Origin of the sequence: Pseudomonas sp. B21-035 (assembly GCF_024748945.1) — a bacterium.
In the GTDB taxonomy this organism is placed as follows: domain Bacteria; phylum Pseudomonadota; class Gammaproteobacteria; order Pseudomonadales; family Pseudomonadaceae; genus Aquipseudomonas.
Window position 1 is genome coordinate 2860901 of sequence record NZ_CP087179.1, and the last position, 21433, is coordinate 2882333.

A 21433-nucleotide genomic window follows, 5' to 3' on the forward strand; every position below is an offset into this window, starting at 1 on the left:
CCGGTGGTAAAGTAGCACGTCCGAAAGGAACGCCAGGCCCAGGGAGGCACTCACCATGGCATGCCGGATCATCATAGCCGACGACCATCCGCTGTTTCGCGAAGCGATGCTGCGTACGGTCCAGCGCCTGCTGCCCGATGCCCGGAGCGAAGAGGCCGGTGATTTCGACACGGTGCTCAAGCTGGTCGGCAACGGTCCGGAACCGGACACCCTGATCCTCGACCTGCGCTTCCCGGGGCTGACCTGCATCAGCCAGCTGGTCGAGCTGCGTCAGCAATTACGGCGCACCACCTTGATCGTGGTATCGATGGTCGATGACGAGGAACTGATCGGCGAGGTCATGGCCGCCGGCATTGACGGCTTCATCGGCAAGAACATCGCCCCGGACGAGATCGGCCAGGCGATCCTGGCCATCCGTGAAGGCGAAGTGCTGGTGCGTTTTGCCCCCTCCGGGCTCCTGCCGCTGGACAGCAGCGCCGTCGCCACAACCCTGACCGCACGCCAGCAAGAGGTGTTGCGCCTGATCGCCCAGGGCAAGACCAACAAGGAAATCGCCCGCGCGCTGGACATCTCGCCGTTTACCGTGCGCATTCATGTGTCGTCGTTGCTGCGCACCCTCAATGTGCCGTCGCGGGCGGCGGCAGCGGTGAAGTATTCCGGGGTTGCCTGAGGCCCGCGGCTCCCCCGACCAAGTGATCTTGAATTGCCACTTCGCTCTGCTAGCGTTAGCAGCGCAGCCCCCCGGCTGCACGCTGCACAAGGACGATAGACCCTCTGCCAACAATGATTGGAGGCAACAATGAGCGCAGTCACCAGTTCGACCAACTTCGGTCACGGCTACCCTACCCCCGGTCCGCAAACACCCAACGCCCAGAAGGTGCTGGACCACGTGTTCTTTCTCTCCGAATCGGCCTGGAAGCAGGTCCGCGAAGAAGAACAGTTCGATTTCATCATCATCGGCACCGGTTTCTGTTCCCTGGCCTTCGCCGAACGCATCCTCGAAAGCCAGCCCAAGGCGCGGATCCTGATGGTCGAGCGCGGGCCGTTCTTCCTCCCCGAGCACTTCCAGAACCTGCCGATCCCTTACCAGAAAACCCTCGGCGGCTTCTCCGAAACTTTCCCCTGGACCCTCTCGGCGCGTACCGCCAGCCAGCCACCGGGCAACATCGGCTGGCAGCACGGCATGGTGCCGTTCTTCGGTGGCCGCAGCATCATGTGGAGCGCCTGGTGCCCTCGGCCGACCAAGGAGGAAATGGCCTACTGGCCCGAGCAGACCATCGCCGCCGCCGAGGCCCGCTTCGAGTCGGCCGAAAAGCTGCTCAACGTCATCCCGGCCGACAAGATCGACACCCAGCTCGACCCGCAGGTGCGCGCCCATGTCACCGAGCAACGCCCGGTCTACGGCACCCTGCAGCTTGAGCTGCAAAACATGCTCGAGCACAACATCGGCAAGATCGACTCGGCCACCCGCTGGTTGTCGGCGCCCCTGGCCGCCGCGGCCGATCGCGCCGGTGGCGTGGACTTTGCCAAGTTCTCGACCCCGGCGGCAATCATGGAGCTGGCCGGCAAACAGGCCGACCGCGCCGCTGCCGGTACTGGCAGCCCGCTGCGGATCATCACCGAGTGCATCGTCGAGCGCATCCACCAGCAGGATGGCGCGGCCACGGCGCTACAAACCTCGCGCGGGGTGATCAACATCGGCAACGCCAAGCTGATCCTGGCCATGGGCACCCTGCCGCCGGCGACCTTGCTGATGAACTCGTTCCCGCAAATCAAACGTGCCGGCGATCGCTTCACCGCCCACTTCATCACCTCGGTGGTGGCACGGGTGCCGCGCAAGGACTACCCGTTCGCCGACAAGCTGGCCGAGCTTGAGCTCGCGGCCATTTACCTGGCCGGCAAGAACAAGCAAAGCGGCATGCAGTACCACGTGCAGTTGTCGGTGCTGTCAGACCGCAAACCTGCAAAGAACGCGCAGAAAGCCGCGCGTTATATGCCGGACGTGGTCGCCACGGCGTCGATGGCGCAACTGGAATCGTCGAAGGACCATCTGGTGTTCGTTTGCGCCGTGCTTGGCGAGATCGACTTCCGAAACCCCGACAACCACTTCCACCTCAACGACCAGGCCGACCCGACCACCAACGTCAACCTGCAGGTGCTGGCCAGCAAAACCGACCAGCAAACCTGGGACACCATGGACGAAGGCACTTTCCAGATGATGGAGCGGGTGTTCGCCCCCGAAGGCAAGGTCGAGTACTGGCACGGCGACCCGAACCTGGGCAACTGGACTGGCGAACGGCCGAGCATCCCTGAACGGCGGGTGGCCGGGCTGGTGCACGAGGGCTCGACCCTGTGGATCGGCGACAAAGACGAAGGCGTGGTTGGCCTGGACTACCGTCCCCATGGCGTGGAGAACGTCTACGTCACCGGCGGTGCGCTGTGGCCGGCCAGTGGTTCGTGGAACCCGACCATGACCATGGTTGCCCTGGCCCAGGATCTTGCCGACCAGCAACTGGACAGCGTCAACACCCCCACCCCGCCCACCTCGGACCTCACTGAAGTCTGACAGGTAGCAGCGGGCTTGCCCCGCGATGAGGCCGGTCAAGCCCATCGCGGCGCAAGTCGAATGCCCACTTGCTTTACTCAGACGCCACAATGGCTCTGGCGAATCAGCTTCTTGTTGATCTTGCCGACGCTGGTCTTGGGAATTTCGCTGACAAAGCGCACCAGGCGCGGAATCGCCCATTTGTTCAGGCGCCCGCTGTCGACAAATGGCTGCAGGTGCCGGGCCAGCGCCGGCTGATCCAGCTCGACGCCGGCAACGCAGACCACCAGGGCCAGCGGCTGCTCGCCCCACTGCGCATCCGCCACCCCCACCACCGCCACCGAATCGACCCCGCTGTGCTGGCTGATCAGGCTTTCCAGCTCCACCGAGCTGATCCACTCACCGCCGGTCTTGATCACGTCCTTGATCCGGTCGCGAATCTGCACCGCGCCGCGCTCATCGATGCAGGCCATGTCGCCGGTGTGCAGCCAGCCGCCGGCCCACAGTGCGGCGCCCTGCTCCGGCTCCTTGAGGTAACCCTGGGTCAGCCATGGCGCGCGCACGACGATTTCACCGAGGCTTGCGCCGTCGTGGGCCACGTCTTTGCCCTGTTCGTCGACGATGCGCAGGTCCACCAGCGGGATCGGCACCCCGGCGTTGATCCGCAACGGCAGTTGCGCCTGCATCGGCAACGCCAGGTCAGCGGCGCCAAGGCTGGTCACGCACAGCAGCGGGCAGGTCTCGGACATGCCATAGCCGCAGTGCACGCGAATGCCCCTGGCGCTGGCCCGCGCGGCCAGGCCCTGGGTCAGCGCGCTGCCGCCGAGCAGCATCTTCCAGCCGCTGAAGTCGGTGCGCTGGCCTTCGTCGCAATCGAGCATCATCTGCAACAGGGTCGGCACGCAGTGCGAGAAGCTCACCTGCTCTTCGCGCATCAGCCGCACCAGCTGGTTGGGCTCGTAGCGGCCGGGGTACACCTGCTTGATGCCCAGGGCCGTGGCCACGTAGGGCACGCCCCAGGCATGCACATGGAACATCGGCGTGATCGGCATGTACACATCGCCCGAACGCAACAGCGGCTCACCGCCGCAGGCGGCGAAGGTGCCGAGTTCGTTGAGGGTGTGCAGCACCAGTTGCCGATGGCTGAAGTACACGCCCTTGGGGTTGCCGGTGGTGCCGGTGGTGTAGAACAGCGTGGCCACCGAGTTCTCGTCGAAATCGGCAAAGTCGAAGTGGCTGTCGGCATCGGCCAGCAGCGCTTCGTATTCGCCCAGCAGCGGCAGTTCCGTGTGCACTTCAGCGCCGTCACTCAGGCGCAGGTAACCCTTGACCGTCGGTAATTGCTCGCGCAACTGGGTCATCAGCGGCATGAAGTCGTCATGCACCAGCACCAGGTGATCCTCGGCGTGGTTCATGGTGTAGCGCACCTGCTCGGGCGACAGCCGTACGTTGACGGTGTGCAGCACGGCGCCGAGCATCGGCACGGCAAAAAAGCACTCCAGCGCGCGGTGGCTGTCCCAGTCGAGCAAGGCCACGGTGTCGCCAGGCTTGACCCCGGCAGCGCTCAGCACATTGGCCAGGCGCTGGATGCGTTCGAGCAAGGTGCTGTAGCTGTAGCGCAGCTTGTCGGCGTAGACGATCTCCTGGCCGGGCTGGTAGCGCACGCCCGACAACAGCAGGCGCTTGATCAGCAACGGGTAGCTGTAGGCGCCGGGCGCAGGTTCGATGATGCGGGTGCGGGTCATGGGCGTGTCCTTCACAGTTGCTCGGCCTTGAGCAGGAACAGGCTGTGGCTGCCGGCCTTGACGCTGGCGCTGAGCGAATCGATGCGCGGCAGCAGGCGGGCGAAATAGAAGCGTGCGGTGCCCAGCTTGCTCTGGTAGAACGCGCCGTGGTGCTGCAAAGCGACGTCGACCATGCGCGTCCACAAATAGGCATACAAGGTGTAGCCGAACACCTGCAGGTACTCCACCGCCGCCGCGCCGATTTCCTCGGGGTTGCCCTGGGCGCGGTCGAGCACCCAGGCGGTGAGGTCGTCGAGATTGGCCAGCGCCAGCAACAGCGGGGTCTTGAACTCGGCGCGGGAAGCCGCCAGGGTCTGGGCGTAGGCCTTGATCTCCTGCGCAAGCGCCGCGTAGCTGCGGCCACCGTCGGCGACCAGCTTGCGCCCGAGCAGGTCCAGGGCCTGGATGCCGTTGGTGCCTTCGTAGATCTGGGTGATGCGGCAATCGCGAATCAGCTGTTCCTGGCCCCATTCGCGGATATAACCATGGCCGCCGAACACCTGCTGGCCGTGCACGGTGGTTTCCAGGCCCATGTCGGTCAAGAACGCCTTGGCCACCGGCGTCAGCAGCGCTACCCGCGCTTGCGCCTGGCTGCGCTCATCGGCATTTTCGCTGTACTTGGCCAGGTCCAGTTGCAGCGCCACATAGGTGGAGAACGCCCGCCCGCCTTCGTTCAACGCCTTCATGGTCAACAGCATGCGCCGCACATCGGCGTGCTCGATAATCGGGTCGGCCGCCTGCTGCGCGTTTACCGGGCCAGTGGCAGCGCGGCTTTGCAAGCGTTCGCGGGCGTAGGCCACGGCGTTCTGGTACGAGCGCTCGCCCAGCGCCAGGCCCTGGATACCGACGCCCAGGCGCTCGTAGTTCATCATGGTGAACATGGCATTCAGGCCCTTGTTGGCCTCGCCCACCAGGTAGCCGACGGCGCCGTCGAAGTTCATCACGCAGGTGGCCGAGGCCTTGATGCCCATCTTGTGTTCGATCGAGCCACAGCTCACCGCGTTGGCCTCGCCCAGTGCGCCGTCCTCCTCCACCAGCAGCTTGGGCACCAGGAACAGCGAGATGCCCTTGGCGCCAGCCGGTGCGTCCGGCAGCTTGGCCAGCACCAGGTGAATGATGTTCTCGGTCAGGTCCTGCTCGCCGCCGGTGATGAAGATCTTCGTGCCCGTGACCCGGTAGCTGCCATCGGCCCGGGGTTCGGCACGGGTACGGATCAGGCCCAGGTCGGTACCGGCATGGGGTTCGGTCAGGCACATCGACCCCGACCAGCGCCCTTCGTACATGGGCGGCAGGTAGCGCGCCTTGAGCGCCTCGCTGGCGTGGTTGAGCAGCGACAGGCAGGCGCCGGCGGTCAGCATCGGGTACAGGGCGAACGACAGGTTGGCGGCGTTGAGCATCTCCTCGACCTGGGCGGCAATCACCTTGGGCATGCCCATGCCGCCATATTCACAAGCCCCGCCAACGCCGACCCAGCCGTCGTCGGCATAGTTGCGATAAGCCTGGGCAAAACCATCCGGGGTGCTCACCCGGCCCTCATGCCACTGGCAACCCTGCTCGTCGCCACTGCGGTTGAGCGGTGCCACCTGCCGGGCGATGAGCTTGCCGGCCTGCTCGAGGATGGCCCGCGCGGTGTCGGCATCGACCTGCTCGGCCAGGGCCGGAATGCGCGCCCACTGGCCAGGAATGTCGAACACTTCGTTGAACAGAAAATCCATGTCACGCAACGGCGGTAGGTAATCAGACATGCGATGAACACTCGGCTTTTTGGCTGTTAAGGTTCAGCCCCTCGACACTGCCGGGGCTGGGTGAAGGCGCCCGCGCCTGGCTGGCGGGCAAGAGGAAGTGCGACAGCGCCGGGATCAGCACCAGCGCACCGAGCATGTTCCAGAGGAACATGAAGGTCAGCAGGATGCCCATGTCGGCCTGGAACTTGATCGGCGACCAGGCCCAGCCAACCACCCCGGCGGCCAGGGTGATGCCGACCAGGCCGACCACCCGCCCGGTAAAGGCCACGGCGTTCTTGTAGGATTGCGCCAGCGACAGGCCCTGGCGCTGGTAATGCAGCTGCACGCTGAGCAGGTACAGCGCGTAATCGACGCCAATGCCCACGCCCAGGGCGATTACCGGCAAGGTGGCGACCTTGACGCCGATGCCCATCATCACCATCAGCGCCTCGCAGAGTATCGAGGTGAGCATCAGGGGCAGTACCGCCACCAGGGTTGCGCGCCAGCTGCGAAAGGTGATCAGGCAGAACAGCGTCACCGCCAGGTACACCAGCAACAGCATGCTGCGGTTGGCCTCGCGCACCACGATGTTGGTCGCCGCCTCGATCCCGGCGCTGCCGGCCGCCAGCAGGAACTGGCGGTCCTCGCTGCTGTTGGCCTGGGCAAAGCGCTCGGCAATCGCCACCACCTGGTCGAGGGTGTCGGCCTTGTGGTCCTTGAGGTAGGCGATCACCGGCATCAGCGAGCAGTCGTTGTTGAACAGCTCCGGGGCGTTCACCGAGGCTTGCTGGGCGGCGTAGTTGAGCACGTCCTGGTTGCGCTGGATGCTGCTCAGCTTGGGGTTGCCCTCGTAGGTGCCGGCGGTTATCTGGCGCACCGCGTTGGTCAGCGACAAGGTGGTCTGCACCTGCGGGTTCTGTTGCAGCGCCCAGGCCAGGCGGTCGGCGAGCACCAGGGTCTGGTAGCGCAGGCAGCCTTCCGGGGCGGTCTTGATCATTACCGCAAAGGTGTCGCTGGACAGCGCGTAATGGCCGGTGATGTAGGCGTTGTCGCGGTTGTAGCGCGAGTCGGCGTGCAGCTCCGGGGCGCCGCTGTCGAGGTCGCCGATTTTCAGTTGCAGGCTCAGCCAGAAACCGCCGGCACCGAGCAAGGCGGCCACCAGCACGGCGCCGGTTGCCCACTTGCGTTCGGTGAAGCGATCGAGCAGGTCCCAGAGTTTGCCAAAGCCGCGATGCTCGGCGGCGCGCAGGTCGATACGCAAGGCCCGTTCAGCGGCCTTGCGCCCGACGCCGACATACGACAATGCCACCGGCATCAGCAGCAGCGAGGTGAAGATCAGCACCGCCACGCCAATGCTGGCGGTAATCGCCAGGTCCTTGATTACCGGGATGTCGATCAGCATCAGTACGGCAAAGCCCACCGCATCGGCCAGCAAGGCGGTGACCCCGGCGACGAACAAACGCCTGAAGGTGTAGCGCGCAGCGATCTGGCGGTGGGTGCCGCGGCCGATGTCCTGCATGATGCCGTTCATCTTCTGCGCCGCATGGGACACGCCGATGGCGAAGATCAAAAAAGGCACCAGGATCGAATACGGATCGATGGCATACCCCAGCCAGGCGACGATCCCCAGTTGCCAGACCACCGCCGTCAACGAGCACAGCACCACCAGCAAGGTGCTGCGCACGCAGCGGGTATAGAGGTAGATGATCAGCAGCGTGGTCAGCACTGCCAGGGCGAAGAACAGCATCACCTGCAGCAGCCCGTCGATCAGGTCGCCCATCAGCTTGGCAAAGCCGATCACGTGCAGCTTATAAACGCCACCCGCTTCGTAGTGCGCGCGCAATTGCTCGAGCTTGACTGAGAACCCGTGGTAGTCGATGCCGGCACCGGTCGCCGAGGCCTGGTCGAGCAGCGGCACAATAAGCATGCTCGAGGTGAAGTCGCGAGCGACCAGGCTGCCGACAATATTGGCCCGTTCGATGTTCTGGCGCAGTTGCTGGATATCGGCGGCCGAGCCCTGGTAGGCATCGGGCATCACCGGGCCGCCCTGGAAGCCCTCTTCGGTGACTTCGGTCCAGCGCACCGCCGGGCTCCACAGCGACTTCATCCAGGCGCGGTCGACACCTTGGCTGAGGAACAGTTCGTCGTTGATCTGGCGCAGGGTCTGCAGGTAGGCCGGGTCGAAGATATCGCCACGGGTGTTCTCTACCACCACCCGCAGGGAATTGCCCAGGCCGCGCAGCGCCTGGCGGTTGTCCAGGTAGTTGCGGATGTAGGGATGACTCTGCGGGATCATCTTCTCGAAGCTGGGCCGCAGCTCCAGGCGCGTCATGGCCATGCTGCCGAGCACCAGGGTAACCAGCAGCATGCACAGCATGAACGCCAGCCGGTGGTTGAACACCAGGCGTTCGAGGCGATTGCCGGAGCGTGCATCGAAGTCGCCGAGGTTGCGGATCACCGGCAAGGTGTCTTGTTGGATGTCGGCCATCGGGGTTTTCTCTTGTTATGGCTGCTGCGGTTGGTCGGGGGCCAGGGTGCGGATGCCGCGCTCACCGACCAGCACCAGCGCGGCGCCGCTATCAAAGGCTGCGCCGCTGACCGGCGCGCGCTGGGTTTGCGCCAGCGGGCTGAAGCTTGCGCCGTCATCGTTACTGACCAGCAGGTCGCCGGCCTGGCTGGCCAGCCAGAACCGCCCGCGGGCGTCGAGGCTGGCGGCGGTGATGCTGGTGTTCAGGTCGGTCTTGATCACTTGCCAGCCGGCACCGCCATCGGTGCTGCGCAGTACGTGGCCGCGCAACCCGTAGGCCAGCAGCGCCCCAGGCTTGCCAATGACGCCGAAATAACTGCCGGCATAGGGGGTGCTCAGGCGCTCGAAATGGTCGCCCGCAGCGCTCAGCTTGAGCAGCAGGCCCTGCTCGCCGCTGATGTACAGCGCGCCGTCGACGCTGGCCAGGCCGGTCAGGTGCAAGCCTTGCGGGTTGTCGCTGCGTTCCAGCCACGGCGTCCAGTGCTGGCCGCCGTCAACGGTGTGCAGCAGCAGGTTGAATACGCCCACCGCAAAGCCGTGCAGCGGGTCGCTGAACCAGACGTCGAGCAACGGCTTGTCGGCGCCCTCCGCGACCAGGCGCTCACCCTCGCCCACCCAGCGTGCCCATTGATCGCCGCCCGCTTGCGCCCGTGCCTGGTAATAAGCCAGCACCTGCTCGCCGAGCACCCGCCCGTCCAGCTGTTTTTCCCAGCGCTGGCCGCCATCGCGGCTGTGCAATATCACCCCGTCGTTGCCCACCGCCCAGCCCAGCTGCGCGGTGGCGAAGCTCACCGCATTGAGGTCGGCGCTGACCGGCACCTGCGCCTGTTGCCAGTGACTGCCCTGGTCATCCGAGTAGAGGATGTGCCCCCGTGGCCCCACCGCCACCAGGCGCGTGCCGGCGACGCTGACATCGCGCAAGGCGCTGGTGGCGGCCAGGGCGCTGGGCTGCGCCGGCAGGTCGAGCACGTCGACGTAAGGCTCGGCCCGGGCCGCGCCCTGCAGCGCGGCCCAGGCCAGCAGCATCACGCTGCAGCGTTTAAAAAAAGCCATCCCTGATCCTCCTCGGTGCGTGCTCGACAGGCTCAGCGAATGCCGGCCCCGGCCAGGGACTCGGGCGACCACTGGGTGCGCGACAGCGGCTCGATGTAGCGAATGCCGCCGTAGGCCCCGACCACACCATTGAGGTTGTAGGTGCCGCCGATCAGGTCGTAGATCATGAACGGCGTGGCATCCGGGGTCTGTTTGTCGTAGCTCTGGCTGAGGAAGGCGAAGCTGCCGCGGTACAGCTGGCCACGGGCGTCATACTGGTCTGAGGCCAGGGCGATCCAGCTGTCCTCGTCGAGGTAGAAGCGGCGCTTGTGGTAGATGTGCCGGGCGCCGTCCTTGAGCTTGCCTTCGACCACCCAGACCCGGTGCTTTTCCCAGCGCACGAATTGCGGCGCGAGGTGGTTGGCGGTGGTCAGTTGCTTGACGTCGGTGTTGTAGGTCAACCGGTAGGTGTTGTACGGCACGTACATCTCCTGCTTGCCGACCAGGGTCCAGTCGTAGCGGTCGAGGGCGCCGTTGAAGACGAACACGTCATCGTAGGTGCCCGAACCCGAGGTGCCCGGGTTGGGCGTGTCGTAGGCCAGGTTCGGCGCCAGCTTGACCCGGCGCTGGCCCGGCAGGTACTGCCAGGCGCTGCGTGGTTGCACCAGCGGGTTGGCGGCATCGCGCAGCATCATCGCTTCACCGGCGCGGCGGGCCGGCGCGGTGTAGGTGAGTTTCATCTGGTAGTAGGTGTCCTTGGCGCCGATCGGCTTGCTCATGTCCTCGTAGATCGGGTAGCTGATGTTGGCCTGGCCGGTGGTGCTCAGGGTGGCGTTGCCGGCGGCATCGACATTCCACGAGTCGTACTTGGCGGTCATGCTCACGCCCTGGTAGCGCAACAGGAAGTTCCACATGGCCTCGGCACCGCTCTGCGGAATCGGGAAGGGAATGCCCGGCAGCACATTGTCGACCGCGCTACCGCCCTCCTGGCTGCGCGCACCTACGGCGTTCTTCAGGGTGTTGTCGAGCACCGGTTGCGGCAGCGCCACGGTGCGATGAGTGGGATAGACATCGACGCGAAAACTGGGGAAGCGCTTGAGCAGTTCCTGGGTGGTGGCGGTCAGTTGAGCCTTGTACTGTTCGGCATTTTTGCCATCGATGACCAGCAGCGGTTGCTCGGCGGCGAACGGGTCCGGGCGCATGCTCGCACCGCTCTGGTATGCCGCTGGCGGGGTCAGCAGGCCGCCCTGGTAGGCGGGAATCGAGCCGTCGGCGTTGGCGGCCTTCTCTGCGCCTATCGGCGTCAGGCTGGTGCCCAGGCGCGCGGCCTGGTCGTTGGAGACGGCGGCATGGGCCGGGTTCAGGGCAGCCAGCGACAGGCACGTGGCCAACAGGGTGTGCACGTAGTTCATGTTGTTGTTTTCCTGTGTGACTCAGAAGGTGGTTTTCAGGGTCAGGTACAGCGCGCCACGGTCCTCGGTGGTGGCGGCGCCGCCAGAGAACGCGGCGTAACCGCCGCCGTAGCAGGTGTAGTCCTGCTCGCCGTCCAGGGCGTTGGGGGTGCTGCCGTCGGTCTGGCCGTTGTTGCAGGACTGGGTCTTGCCGAAGCCATCGACGTACTTGAGGTCGACGAAGTACTGGTTGTAGATCGCCGCGCTCAGGCCCACGGCGTAGTTGCCGGTGTTCTCGGCGCCGCCGCCCTGCACCGGCGATACGCCGTCCAGGCCGACGTTGATCGACAGCGGCATGCTCAGGTCCATGCCCGGCAACACCTGGTACCAGGTCGGGGTGAAGTTGACCGCGATGCCCCAGTTATCGCGGGTCGGCTGGTCGATGCCGCGGTAGCTGCTTTTACCCTTGTACAAGGCCGCGTTGTGGTTATCGAGCTTGAGCAGGTTGCTGTAGAACAGCTCGCCGAGCAGGGTCGCCGAGTCGAACAGCGGCGTATCGGCAATGGTCATCAGGCCGTTGAGGGTCCAGTGCAGGGTGTCGCCGGTGGCGCTCATGCTGTCGCCGTCGGACGGCGCTTCATAGACCACGCCACTGCTGGGCAAACGCGCCGGCAGCAGGCCGAAGCCGCCACCCAGGCCGGCCTGGCCCGGCGCACTGAGGATCGCCGGAATGCTCGCCAGGGGCATGTTGTGGCGGATGTTCAGGTCGCTGCCGACGCTGATACCGCCGACATCCTTGGACAGGCTCAGGCCATAGATGTCGATGTTGTCGGCGTAGGCGAACTGGTAGGTGGCGCTTTGCAGCGAGTTGTAGAGGTTGCCGACCGCGCCCTGGGCACTGCCCGGCGGGCTGCCGAACGGGCCGTTGGCGACAGTCAGGCCGCGGGCGTCGAGCCAGGCCTGGGGCAGGATCTCCGAAGTCTTGCGGTAATACACGCCCAGGGTGCCGCCCAGCCATTCTGGCGACCACTTGGCCATGACGCCCCAGTCGCCGCGTTTGTCCGGGGTCAGGTCGTGGCCGCGGCGGATGTTGGTCAGCGCACCGCGCACCGGGATCAGCCCGGGCGTGCCGGTGTGGCCGAGCAGAAAGCTCTGTGCGCCCTCGCCCACCAGGTCCGAACCGCCGTAGTAGGTGCCGGCTTCCGGCAGCCGCGCGGCGTCCCAGTCGAGGAAGTACTGCGCGCCGATGGTCAGCTCGGGGTTGACCAGCAACGCCGCCGACAGCTGGTTGCGAGGCACGAACAGCTCCTTGGCTTCGGTGCCGGGTGAGGCGGCCAGCTTGGCCAGGTCCAGGCCAGACTGGCCGTAGCTCAGCGAATGCACCGGGTTGAGCAGGGTTTCGCCCCAGAACAGGTTGTGCTGGCCGAGCTTGGCGCTGATCTGCGACGAATCGCCCACTTCGCGACGCATGAACACGAAGGCATCCAGTACCTCACCGGACGGGCCGCTGTAGTAGCGCTGGGCATAGTTGCTCAGGTGCGGGCTGCCCAGCGGCACGCCGGTGCCGGGCAAGCCGTTGAGGCTGGGGTTGATGCCCGACTGGCCGCCGTTGCCGTTGACGAACGGGTTGGCGTTGGAGCCGGTGTTGTCGTAGGCCTTGTCGTACCAGCTGGCGGCGCTGACGCGAAAGCCCATGTTGCCCTGGTAGATCACGTCCAGCTCGCTGAGCAGGTCGATACGGTTGGTGACCGTGGTCCCGGCCTTGCGGAAGTTGTAGTCGCCGTCGTTGTTGTTGGGGGTTGCCAGCAGGCGCTTGTCAGCGCTTTCGGTGCGTACGCCGTAGTTGTACTTGACCGTGTTATCCAGGCGCACGGCCCAGTCTTCACTGCCGGTATTGAGCTCGAACGCCTGGGCGCCAGGCAGCGCCAGCAAGCCGATGGCGCAGGCGAGCAGGCAGCGCTGTGGCTTCACAGCACGGTGAATGCGAGGGTTGGACATCGCGATGGCTCCACTTATTGTTATTGTTGTTATCGCCGCCCGTCGAATGCGGGCGTGGTTCAAGCGTCCGTGCGTTACTGCAGGTCCAGGGCCTGGACCAGTTGTTCGGCCCGTGGCCAGGGGCCAAAGCCTGCGGCCGGGTTGAGGTGGCCGACAGCGCCCAGTTCCAGCAACTGGCTGCCCCAGTTGCGGGCCATGGCCCTGACCGCGTCGAGACTGGCCAGGTGGTCGTCGCTGCTGGCGGCGACGATGCTCGGGAACGGCAACGGCGTCATCGGCAGCGGGCTCCAGCCATTGGCGCGCAGGGTTTGCGGGCGTGGGTAGTGCGCCGGCCAACTGGCCGCAAGGTCCGGTGGCGCCGCCAGCAGCGCGCCCTTGATCGGCCGCTGGTAACGCGCCGCCCAGTGGGCAACCATCAGCACCCCGGCGCTGTGCGCCACCAGCAACACCTCGCCTTCAATCTGTTCAAGCGCACGCTGGATGGCGTCGACCCGGGCGTTGCAGTCCAGGCCATCGACCTGCAGCGGCGCCAGCGTATGGACCTTGGCCAGGCGTTCGGCCAGCCGGGCCTGCCAATGCTCGGGCACATGCTCGCGCAGGCCGGGGACGATCAGGACAGTAGCGGTGGTATGCAGTTTTTCCACGTCGGCACCTAGGCTCAGGACAGTCCGCTCGCAGGTAATCCCGAGCGCTTGCACAGCCACAGTAATCAGCCCTCCCCGCTGGCGCTTTACATTGCGCGTCAGCGACTTTTCATTTGATGACAGGGTTTGTGGCGTATGTCCGAGTGGCCCGGGGGTGCAGGTCATCGGGCTTTTTTCAGCCGCCGAAAACGGCTTCTCATTTGGCGACACCCACGCTATAACGAATCACCCGCCATAGAAGCGGGGCGCCTGATGAATGCGTGGAAAACAATAAAATGACCGCCCTCGTACGTGCTGCAAGCCTGACCAACTACCTTGAGGTGTCCCGGCACCTGGGGCTCAACCCGCATGCCCTGCTGGCTCAGGTCGGCCTCAGCGCCAGCCTGCTCGACGACCCCAACCAGCGTATCGCGGTGTCCAGCGTGGTGACCCTGCTGGAGGAGTCGGCTCGGGTCAGTGGCTGCGAAACCTTCGGCCTGCGCATGGCCGAGCTGCGCCAGTTGTCGGATTTTGGCGAGATCAGCCTGCTGCTCAGCCACCAGCGCACCCTGCGCGACGCCCTGCAGGTGATCGTCCAGTACCGGCATTTGCTCAACGACGCCCTGGCCATTCATATCGAAGAAGCCGGCAAGACCGTGATCATTCGGGAAGAAGTGGTCACCGACCAGCCCCAGCGCGGGCGCCAGGCCACAGAGCTGGCGATTGGCGTGATGTTGCGCCTGTGCGCGGCCCTGCTTGGCGCCCACTGGCACCCGATCAGCGCCAACTTCACCCATGCGGCGCCGGCGGACCTGGCCATTCACCGGCGGATTTTTGGCTGCAAGCTGGTGTTTGGCAGCGAGTTCAACGGTATCGTCTGCCCGGCCGCCGACCTCGACACCGCCAACCCGCTGGCCAACCAGGCCATGGCGCGCCTGGCGCAGCGTTACCTGGACACCCTGCAGGCCAGTGGCAAGCTGTCGCTGGAACTGGAAATGCGCAAGACCATCTACCTGCTATTGCCCATGGGCCGGGCGACCATCGAGCAGGTGGCGCAAACCCAGGGCATGAACGTGCGCACCTTGCAGCGGCGCCTGGAGGAATGCGGGGTGACCTTCAGCGATTTGATCAACGGCGTGCGCCGCGACCTGGTGATCCGCTACCTGGAAAACCCCAGCTATACAATGGGGCGCATCGCCGACATGCTCGGTTACTCAATGCCCAGCTCCTTTACCCGCTGGTTCATCGCCCAGTTCGGCATGCCGCCGGCCAGTTGGCGGGCGCAGCATGAGCGCCGGCAAGACTAGCCGGCGCTGTCAAACACGAGTGCTGCGCGCTTGGGTTCGGTGCATGCCAGTCCACTACTGGGGCAACCGTCTACAACCCCCAGTGCATCAATGCCAATACCAGCAGCACCAGGAACACCGTCTCCCCGACCATCAACGCAATCGGCTTGAAGCCCACCGCCGCCAGCTCCTTTAACTGAGTCTTCATGCCCAGGGCGCTGATCGCCACCACCAGGCACCAGCGCGACAGGTCGTTGACCCCGCCCTGCACCGCCGCCGATACCCAGCCGGTGCTGTTGATGCATGCCAGCAGGACAAAACCCACCGCAAACCACGGCAGTAACGGTGGCCGCTGCCCACCGGCATCACCGCCGGCGCGGCGGGTGATCATCGCCGCGCAGACAATCACCGGCAGCAACATGGCCACGCGCATCAGCTTGACCACCGTGGCAATGTCGCCGGTCTCGGTGGACATGCTGTACCCCGCGCCCACCACCTGCGCCACATCATGAATGGTCGCGCCGAGAAACACCCCGGCCTGTTGCGGCGACAGCTGCAGCCAGCTGGCAATCATCGGATAGAGGATCATCGCCAGGGTCGACAACGCCGACACGCCAATCACGGTAAACAGGGTGGCGCGCTCTTTTTGCGGGTGATGGGGCAAGGCCGCGGCCAGGGCCAGCGCCGCCGAGGCCCCGCAAATCGCCGTGGCACCACCGGTGAGCATGCCGAACAAGCGCTGAAAACCCAGGGCCCGTGCCGCCACCACCGAGACCAGGATGGTCACCACCACCAGCATCACCACCAGCGCTACCGGCTTCCAGCCAAGGCTGGCGATCTGGCCCAGGGTAATGCGCATGCCCAGCAGCGCCACACCCAGGCGCAATACCGTGCGTGCGGTGAATTCGATCCCGGCTTTGCAACGGCCATCGCTGGCCAGAAAGTTCAGGGCCATGCCCAGCAACAAGGCAAACAACATCACCGGGGCATCGTAATGCTCACTGAGAAAGCTCGCCGCCGCCGCGGCAATCAGGCTGACGATAAAGCCCGGTGCCAGTTCCCGGGCGCGGTGGTTGGCGGCGGCAATTGCGACCACGCTCATTGGCCCGCCTCCTTGCTCGCCAGCACGATGAACAGCTGCCCATCCCGTTGCTCGACCGGGTAGCTGGCAACCTTGAGCTGCGTCGAGTTGAGCAGATAACCGCTGGCCAGATCAAAGCGCAGGCCGTGGGCGCAGCACTGGATCACCCGTCCGTCCAGGCGCCCGCCGCACAACGAGGCGCCCTGGTGCGGGCAACTGTCGTCGATGGCGTAGAAGCTGTCGGCAACGTTGAACAGCGCCACGCTCCTGTCCGCCCATTCCAGCAACACCCGCCCGCCACGGGGCGGGACTTTGTCGGCCGGTACCGGATACACCCCGCTCATGCCGCCACCTCGTGTTCCAGGGCTTGGGCCATGGCCTGCAGCAACACCTCGACCGGCTGTGCCCCCGAGACCCGCAGACGCTGGTTGAAGCGAAAGCACGGCACGCCGTCGGCAGCCTGGTCGTTGGCGCCGATGAACGGGCTGGCATCGCCGCGCAGGCAATCGGCAACCCGCCCAGGCTCCAGGCCACAGGCGCTGGCGATATGCATCAAGGTCACTGGGTCACCCAAATCCTTGCCCTGCTGGAAGTAGCCGGCAAACAGCCTGGCCAGCAGCGCTTCGGCCTGCTGCGGCGAACCCAGCGCCCCCGCGCGCTGCAGCAGGCGATGGGCGTCGGCGGTGTTGGGCATGCGGCTGATGCGGCTGAAATCGATCTCCACCCCTGCGGCCTTGGCGGCGCTGCGCACCTGCGCCTGGCGCAGGCGTACCGCCTCATCGCTGCCCAGGCGCTTGCGGTAAAAGGCCTCGAACGGCTGGCCGGTCCTGGCCATCTGCGGCAGTAATTGCACGCCGCGCAAGAGCAGCTTGACCTCGACCTCGGGCCGCTCGCGGCGCAGTTGTTCCAGCGCCCGCTGCAGATGCGCCTGGCCAATCAGGCACCAGGGGCAGATAAAGTCGAAGAACACTTCGATCGACAAAACGTGCTTCACGGATTCAACTCCAGGCGGGCCATGTCACGGTGGTAATGACGCTTGGCAATAAAGAACACCGCCGCCGCCGCGATGCTGATCAGCGGCACCAGCTGGAAGGCGGCCTGCAGGCCGATCAGGTCGGAGACGCGGCCGGTAATCAACGGCCCGGTCGCAAGCCCGAGCAGGTTGTTGGCCAGGGTCAGGGTGGCAAACGCGGTGCCGTGCACCGAGTAATGGGTCAGGTTGGCGACCATGGCGCTGGATGGGCCGTTGGTGCCGGCGGCAACCATCATCCCCAGGCAGATCAGCACCAGTTGCGCGGTGCCCGAGGGCAGCGCGAAGGCCAGCGACAGCAACAGGCAACTGCCCAGGCAATAACCGATGGCCAGGCTGATCTTGCGGTCCGGGCGCTGCCGGCCGAGGCGATCGCAAAGCATGGCGCAGAGGATCATGCCGATGCCGCTGCACAGCACGATGATGGCCGCGACCACGCCGGCCTGGTCGGTGCCCATGGCGTAGTAGCGATTCAGATAGCTGGGCATCCAGACAATCACCGTGCCGCCGACGAACAGCTGCAGGCCACTGCCCACGTAAGCGGCGATCACCGAGCGGCTGCCGTACAAGGTGTGCAGTGGCCGGGCGATCTTGCAGGCGGCGGCATTGACCCGCTGCGGAGCGATCTTCGCCTCCTTGACGATCAGCGGGTACAGCAACGCCAGCAACAGGCCGAACAGAGCCATCGCGGCGAACGCCCAGCGCCAGCCAAAGTGCTGGGCCATCAAGCCGCCCAGGGCCATGCCCAGCACCGAGCCGAACATGCCGCCGGCCATGAAGGCCCCGGCCAGGGTCGCGCGCATGTCACGGGGGAACACCGCGACCACCACGGCAATGCCGACGCTGCCATAGGCGGCCTCGCCGACACCGACCAGAAAACGCGCGGCAAACATCTGCGGGTAGTTGTCGGCCAGGGCGCAGCCGAGGGTGGCCAGGCTCCAGAGTACGGCCATCAGCACCAGGCTGCGGATGCGCCCGAAGCGGTCGGCCAACAGTGACAAGGGGAAGGTCAGCAGCCCGACCATCAGCGCGACAATGCCGCTGAGCAGGCCCAGCTGGCTGTCGCTCAGGGCCCATTCGGCCTTGAGCAACGGGAAGACTGCGTTGAGTACCTGCCGCGACATGTAGTCGGAAATCAGCAGGCCAAAGGTCAGGGCAAAGACAATCCAGGCATATCGCCGGGAAATGCCTCGTGAAGTGTCGGCGCCATCGTCTGTGGCGCTGGCGAGATAGGCGGCCATGCTGCCTCCTTGGGGTTGTCTGGCATGAGACTTACTTATTGTTTTTATTGAAAAGCTGAAAAGCCCGACGGTCAGCGCTGTGGATCGCCGGCCCGGCACGTAACCACGTGCCGGGCCAGGCCAATCAGGCGCGCTGCGGCACACCCTTCTGGCCCGGCTGGCGGTTAGGCGCCATGCCGTTGGCCTTGAGGGTCTGCTCGATGCTGCTGTACTGCTCACCGATGCGGTAGATGGCCCGCGCTTCCTTGCCGTTGGCGATCTCACGGCCCAGTTCATGGGCCACGCGTACGGTCTGCTGGATTTGCTGCACCGAACCGAAGCGCTTGCCGTGCTGGTCGATGATGGTGTCTTCGTTGCCGCAACGCGGGTGCAGCCCCATGGCCAGGGCCATGGTGTTGAACGGCAGCACGTTTTTCAGCAGCGATTCGGCAGTCAGCGTGCAGCCATTGGGCGCACGGTGAATGAAGTTGAAGAAGTTGAACGGGTTGGGGCCGTCGAAGCCGCCACCAATGCCGATCCAGGTCAGGTTCAGCGGGCCCATGTAGTCGCCCTTGCGCACGATGCGTTCGAGGGTTTCCAGGGCGTGCATGCCGGTCAACTGGAAGTGCGGCTGGATGTTGCTGGCCTGCAGGCGGCGCAGGTGTTCGCGCACCCAGGCCGGGCCGGCCGGCACGGTCATTTCGCTGTAAGCGGCGTGGATCGCCGGATGGGCCAGGGAGGTGCCCTCCAGGTACTCCGGGTACAGCAGCTCCATGATGTTCATCTGCGTGGTGTTGATCGCCACGGTGACCTGGTCGGGCTTGGGCGTAAGCTCGGCGAGCATGTGCCGGGTGTCATCGGACAACCACTTGGCCGCCTCGCCGTCGCTTTCCGGGGCGAACGAGATCGAGCCACCGACCTGGATGATCATCTCCGGCACCGCTTCGCGCACGCCGGCAATCAGTTCGTTGAACTTCGACAGGCGCTTGGAGCCCTTGCCGTCCAGCTCGCGCACGTGCAGGTGCAGCACCGTGGCGCCGGCTTCATAGCAGTCGACTGCCTTTTGCACCTGCTCGTCCATGGTCAGCGGGATGTCTTCGGGAAAGTCCTCGGGCATCCACTCCGGGCCATAGGGGGCCACGGTGATCACCACCTTTTCCATGTTTTCCGGGTGCAACGAATCGTCGAAGAATTGCATGCTGTAGTCCTCGGTCTTGTTATTGTCCTGGGGTGTTGCTGGCCTTCAGAAGGTGCGCTCGCCCTTGATGCCGGCGCGCTCCATCTTGCGGTGGCACGCTGGGTAGTCCATCACCGCGTAATGCTGGGTGCTGCGGTTGTCCCAGATCGCCACGCTGTTGGGTTTCCAGCGCCAGCGCACCTGGTACTCGGGCAGGTAGGCCTGGCTGATCAGGTAGCGCAGCAGGTCACTGGCACCGGGGTTGGCGTCCTGGCCGAAACGCACTCGCTGCGGGGTGTGGTAGTTGCTGAAGTGGGTGGTGAAGGCATTGACGAACAGCACCGGCTCGCCGGTGTCCGGGTGGGTGCGCACCACCGGGTGCTCGGCGTCGGGGAACTGTGTCTTGAGCGCCAGGCGTTTTTCCAGCGCCATCGCCGCGCCAAAACTGGCTTCGATGCTGTGCCGGGCGCGCAGGCCCTCGATCCGCGCCTTCACGTCATCCGGCAGGTTCTGGTAGGCCAGCGCCATGTTCGCCCACATGGTGTCGCCGCCCACCGGCGGGCACTCCACACAGCGCAGCACGCAACCCATGGGCGGCGCCTCGCGCCAGGTGGCGTCGGTGTGCCAGGCGTTCTCGTAGCGATCGGCCGGCTGGTCCGGGCGCTTGTAGATCTGCACCAGGCCCGGGTGCTCGGGGTCGCTGCCGGCCACCGGGTGGTCTTCCAGCTCGCCGAAGCGCTGGGCAAAGGCCACATGCTCGGCGCGGCTGAAGGTCTGATCGCGCAAGAACAGCACCCGGTGCTTGAGCAACTGCGCACGCAGCTGCTCGAACAGGTCGTCGTCATCAATTGCATCTGCCAGATTGACCCCGGTGATTTCGGCACCGATGGCGCAGGTCAGTTGTTCGATGTGCATGCTGTTGCCCTCTTCAGATGACGAAGATTGACGAGCCGGTGGTTTTGCGCGCTTCCAGGTCACGGTGGGCCTGAACCGCATCCTGTAATGCGTAGTGCTGGTTGATCTCGATCTTGATCCGCCCGCTGCTGACATGCTCGAACAGCTCGCCGGCCAGGTCCGCCTTCTCCGCCGGGTCGGCGATGTAGTCGGCCAGGGCCGGGCGGGTCAGGTGCAGCGAGCCCTTGATCGCCAGGATCTGCGGGTCGAACGGCGGGATAGTGCCCGAGGCGGTGCCGACGCAGACCATCAGCCCGCGGCGCTTGAGCGAATCGAGCGAGGCCATGAAGGTGCTCTTGCCGACGCTGTCGAACACCACGTTAACGCCAACCCCGTCAGTCAGCTCGCGCACGCGCTTGGCGACGTCTTCATGGCTGTAGTTGATGGTGTGGCTGCAGCCATGGGCGCGGGCCACTTCGGCTTTGGCGTCGGTGGACACCGTGCCGATCACCGTCAGCCCGAGCAGGCGCGCCCACTGCGAGACAATCAGGCCGACACCGCCGGCGGCGGCGTGCAGCAGCACGCTGTCACCCGGCTTGAAGTCATACAGGCGGCGCATCAGGTAGGCCGAGGTCAGGCCGCGCATGGTCATTGCTGCGGCGGTTTCGAAGGCGATGGTTTCCGGTAGCTTGATCAAGGCTGCCGCCGGAATCAGCCGCTCGGTGCAATAGGCGCCCAGGGTGTTGAGAAAACCGGTGTAGGTCACCCGGTCGCCCACCGCCACCTGGGTCACGCCCTCGCCCACCGCCTGCACCACCCCCGAGGCCTCGACGCCCATGCCGCTGGGCAGCGGGATCGGGTAGGTGCCGTTGCGAAAGTAGGTGTCGGCGTAGTTCAGCCCCACCGCCACCTGGCGCAGGCGCACCTGGCCCGGGCCCGGCTCGCCGACCTCGGCGTCCTCGTAGCGCAGGACCTCGGGGCCACCGGTTTCATAGAAGCGTACGACTTTGGCCATGCATGTCACTCCAGTCATCCTGACGCCGTGCGTCAATTCTTGTTGACTGGACTCTATGCCCTACGCCAGGCAGGTGCTTCGCATCGGACGACAAGCTGTTTTCATT

The 21433-nt window shown here is 65.4% G+C and carries 17 protein-coding genes; 3 read left to right on the forward strand and 14 right to left on the reverse strand.

Annotated features, from left to right (window positions below; translation table 11 throughout):
* Positions 1-55: 55 nt before the first annotated feature.
* Entirely contained in the window at positions 56-670 is a 615-nt protein-coding gene (locus LOY22_RS13015) for a response regulator transcription factor (protein WP_258597726.1), read from the forward strand.
* A gap of 129 nt (positions 671-799) precedes the next feature.
* A complete protein-coding gene (locus LOY22_RS13020) occupies positions 800-2566 on the forward strand; it encodes a GMC oxidoreductase (RefSeq protein WP_258597727.1) in 1767 nt (588 codons plus the stop codon).
* A 77-nt stretch (positions 2567-2643) separates the two neighbouring features.
* Here LOY22_RS13020 and LOY22_RS13025 read toward each other — a convergent pair whose 3' ends face one another.
* The 7 genes from LOY22_RS13025 to LOY22_RS13055 all read right to left on the reverse strand — a co-directional run bounded on the left by LOY22_RS13025 (position 2644) and on the right by LOY22_RS13055 (position 13645).
* A complete protein-coding gene (locus LOY22_RS13025; protein ID WP_258597728.1) occupies positions 2644-4290 on the reverse strand; it encodes a fatty acid--CoA ligase in 1647 nt (548 codons plus the stop codon).
* Positions 4291-4301: 11 nt separating this feature from the next.
* The gene (locus LOY22_RS13030; RefSeq protein ID WP_258597729.1) at positions 4302-6074 is read right to left on the reverse strand and encodes an acyl-CoA dehydrogenase C-terminal domain-containing protein; all 1773 of its coding nucleotides are present in this window, start codon (positions 6072-6074) and stop codon (positions 4302-4304) included.
* Positions 6067-8541, reverse strand: a complete 2475-nt coding sequence (locus LOY22_RS13035) for an RND family transporter (protein ID WP_258597730.1) — start codon at positions 8539-8541, stop codon at positions 6067-6069. Before LOY22_RS13035 ends, LOY22_RS13030 begins: the two co-directional genes overlap by 8 nt.
* Positions 8542-8556: 15 nt before the next feature.
* On the reverse strand, positions 8557-9633 hold the full coding sequence (locus tag LOY22_RS13040; protein WP_258597731.1) for a YCF48-related protein: 1077 nt from the start codon (positions 9631-9633) through the stop codon (positions 8557-8559).
* Between the two features lie 32 nt (positions 9634-9665).
* Positions 9666-11024, reverse strand: coding sequence for a DUF1329 domain-containing protein (locus LOY22_RS13045; protein ID WP_195884074.1), 1359 nt, complete (start codon positions 11022-11024; stop codon positions 9666-9668).
* Between the two features lie 21 nt (positions 11025-11045).
* Positions 11046-13001 carry a DUF1302 domain-containing protein gene (locus LOY22_RS13050; protein ID WP_258597732.1) on the reverse strand — a complete coding sequence of 652 codons (1956 nt, stop codon included), beginning with the start codon at positions 12999-13001 and terminating at the stop codon, positions 11046-11048.
* Positions 13002-13075: 74 nt separating this feature from the next.
* Positions 13076-13645 (reverse strand): alpha/beta hydrolase, encoded by a 570-nt coding sequence (locus LOY22_RS13055; RefSeq protein ID WP_258597733.1) that lies wholly within the window; start codon positions 13643-13645, stop codon positions 13076-13078.
* 275 nt (positions 13646-13920) lie between these two features.
* Here LOY22_RS13055 and LOY22_RS13060 point away from each other — a divergent pair, with 275 nt between their 5' ends.
* On the forward strand, positions 13921-14931 hold the full coding sequence (locus LOY22_RS13060) for an AraC family transcriptional regulator (protein WP_045200878.1): 1011 nt from the start codon (positions 13921-13923) through the stop codon (positions 14929-14931).
* Positions 14932-15001: 70 nt separating this feature from the next.
* On the opposite strand, the gene LOY22_RS13065 is transcribed toward LOY22_RS13060, so the two are convergent.
* From LOY22_RS13065 to LOY22_RS13095, 7 genes are all read right to left on the reverse strand, one after another.
* Complete coding sequence (locus LOY22_RS13065) at positions 15002-16012, reverse strand: YeiH family protein (protein WP_258597735.1); 1011 nt, start codon at positions 16010-16012, stop codon at positions 15002-15004.
* Positions 16009-16335, reverse strand: a complete 327-nt coding sequence (locus tag LOY22_RS13070; protein WP_045200882.1) for a Rieske 2Fe-2S domain-containing protein — start codon at positions 16333-16335, stop codon at positions 16009-16011. Before LOY22_RS13070 ends, LOY22_RS13065 begins: the two co-directional genes overlap by 4 nt.
* A complete protein-coding gene (locus LOY22_RS13075) occupies positions 16332-16985 on the reverse strand; it encodes a DsbA family oxidoreductase (protein ID WP_258597737.1) in 654 nt (217 codons plus the stop codon). Before LOY22_RS13075 ends, LOY22_RS13070 begins: the two co-directional genes overlap by 4 nt.
* Positions 16982-18262 carry an MFS transporter gene (locus LOY22_RS13080; protein WP_045200886.1) on the reverse strand — a complete coding sequence of 427 codons (1281 nt, stop codon included), beginning with the start codon at positions 18260-18262 and terminating at the stop codon, positions 16982-16984. Before LOY22_RS13080 ends, LOY22_RS13075 begins: the two co-directional genes overlap by 4 nt.
* Positions 18263-18386: 124 nt before the next feature.
* Entirely contained in the window at positions 18387-19439 is a 1053-nt protein-coding gene (locus tag LOY22_RS13085) for a 3-keto-5-aminohexanoate cleavage protein (RefSeq protein ID WP_045200889.1), read from the reverse strand.
* A 45-nt stretch (positions 19440-19484) separates the two neighbouring features.
* Positions 19485-20333 carry a TauD/TfdA family dioxygenase gene (locus LOY22_RS13090; RefSeq protein ID WP_258597739.1) on the reverse strand — a complete coding sequence of 283 codons (849 nt, stop codon included), beginning with the start codon at positions 20331-20333 and terminating at the stop codon, positions 19485-19487.
* Positions 20334-20346: 13 nt separating this feature from the next.
* A complete protein-coding gene (locus LOY22_RS13095) occupies positions 20347-21327 on the reverse strand; it encodes a quinone oxidoreductase (RefSeq protein ID WP_045200893.1) in 981 nt (326 codons plus the stop codon).
* Positions 21328-21433 lie beyond the last annotated feature (106 nt).

What these genes read in the sequence shown, in the direction of transcription:
- LOY22_RS13015 (WP_258597726.1), top strand. Translation starts at nt 56, where the DNA reads ATGGCATGCCGGATCATCATAGCCGACGACCATCCGCTGTTTCGCGAA.
- LOY22_RS13020 (WP_258597727.1), top strand. Translation starts at nt 800, where the DNA reads ATGAGCGCAGTCACCAGTTCGACCAACTTCGGTCACGGCTACCCTACC.
- LOY22_RS13025 (WP_258597728.1), bottom strand. Translation starts at nt 4,290, where the DNA reads ATGACCCGCACCCGCATCATCGAACCTGCGCCCGGCGCCTACAGCTAC.
- LOY22_RS13030 (WP_258597729.1), bottom strand. Translation starts at nt 6,074, where the DNA reads ATGTCTGATTACCTACCGCCGTTGCGTGACATGGATTTTCTGTTCAAC.
- LOY22_RS13035 (WP_258597730.1), bottom strand. Translation starts at nt 8,541, where the DNA reads ATGGCCGACATCCAACAAGACACCTTGCCGGTGATCCGCAACCTCGGC.
- LOY22_RS13040 (WP_258597731.1), bottom strand. Translation starts at nt 9,633, where the DNA reads ATGGCTTTTTTTAAACGCTGCAGCGTGATGCTGCTGGCCTGGGCCGCG.
- LOY22_RS13045 (WP_195884074.1), bottom strand. Translation starts at nt 11,024, where the DNA reads ATGAACTACGTGCACACCCTGTTGGCCACGTGCCTGTCGCTGGCTGCC.
- LOY22_RS13050 (WP_258597732.1), bottom strand. Translation starts at nt 13,001, where the DNA reads ATGTCCAACCCTCGCATTCACCGTGCTGTGAAGCCACAGCGCTGCCTG.
- LOY22_RS13060 (WP_045200878.1), top strand. Translation starts at nt 13,921, where the DNA reads ATGACCGCCCTCGTACGTGCTGCAAGCCTGACCAACTACCTTGAGGTG.
- LOY22_RS13065 (WP_258597735.1), bottom strand. Translation starts at nt 16,012, where the DNA reads ATGAGCGTGGTCGCAATTGCCGCCGCCAACCACCGCGCCCGGGAACTG.
- LOY22_RS13070 (WP_045200882.1), bottom strand. Translation starts at nt 16,335, where the DNA reads ATGAGCGGGGTGTATCCGGTACCGGCCGACAAAGTCCCGCCCCGTGGC.
- LOY22_RS13080 (WP_045200886.1), bottom strand. Translation starts at nt 18,262, where the DNA reads ATGGCCGCCTATCTCGCCAGCGCCACAGACGATGGCGCCGACACTTCA.
- LOY22_RS13085 (WP_045200889.1), bottom strand. Translation starts at nt 19,439, where the DNA reads ATGCAATTCTTCGACGATTCGTTGCACCCGGAAAACATGGAAAAGGTG.
- LOY22_RS13090 (WP_258597739.1), bottom strand. Translation starts at nt 20,333, where the DNA reads ATGCACATCGAACAACTGACCTGCGCCATCGGTGCCGAAATCACCGGG.
- LOY22_RS13095 (WP_045200893.1), bottom strand. Translation starts at nt 21,327, where the DNA reads ATGGCCAAAGTCGTACGCTTCTATGAAACCGGTGGCCCCGAGGTCCTG.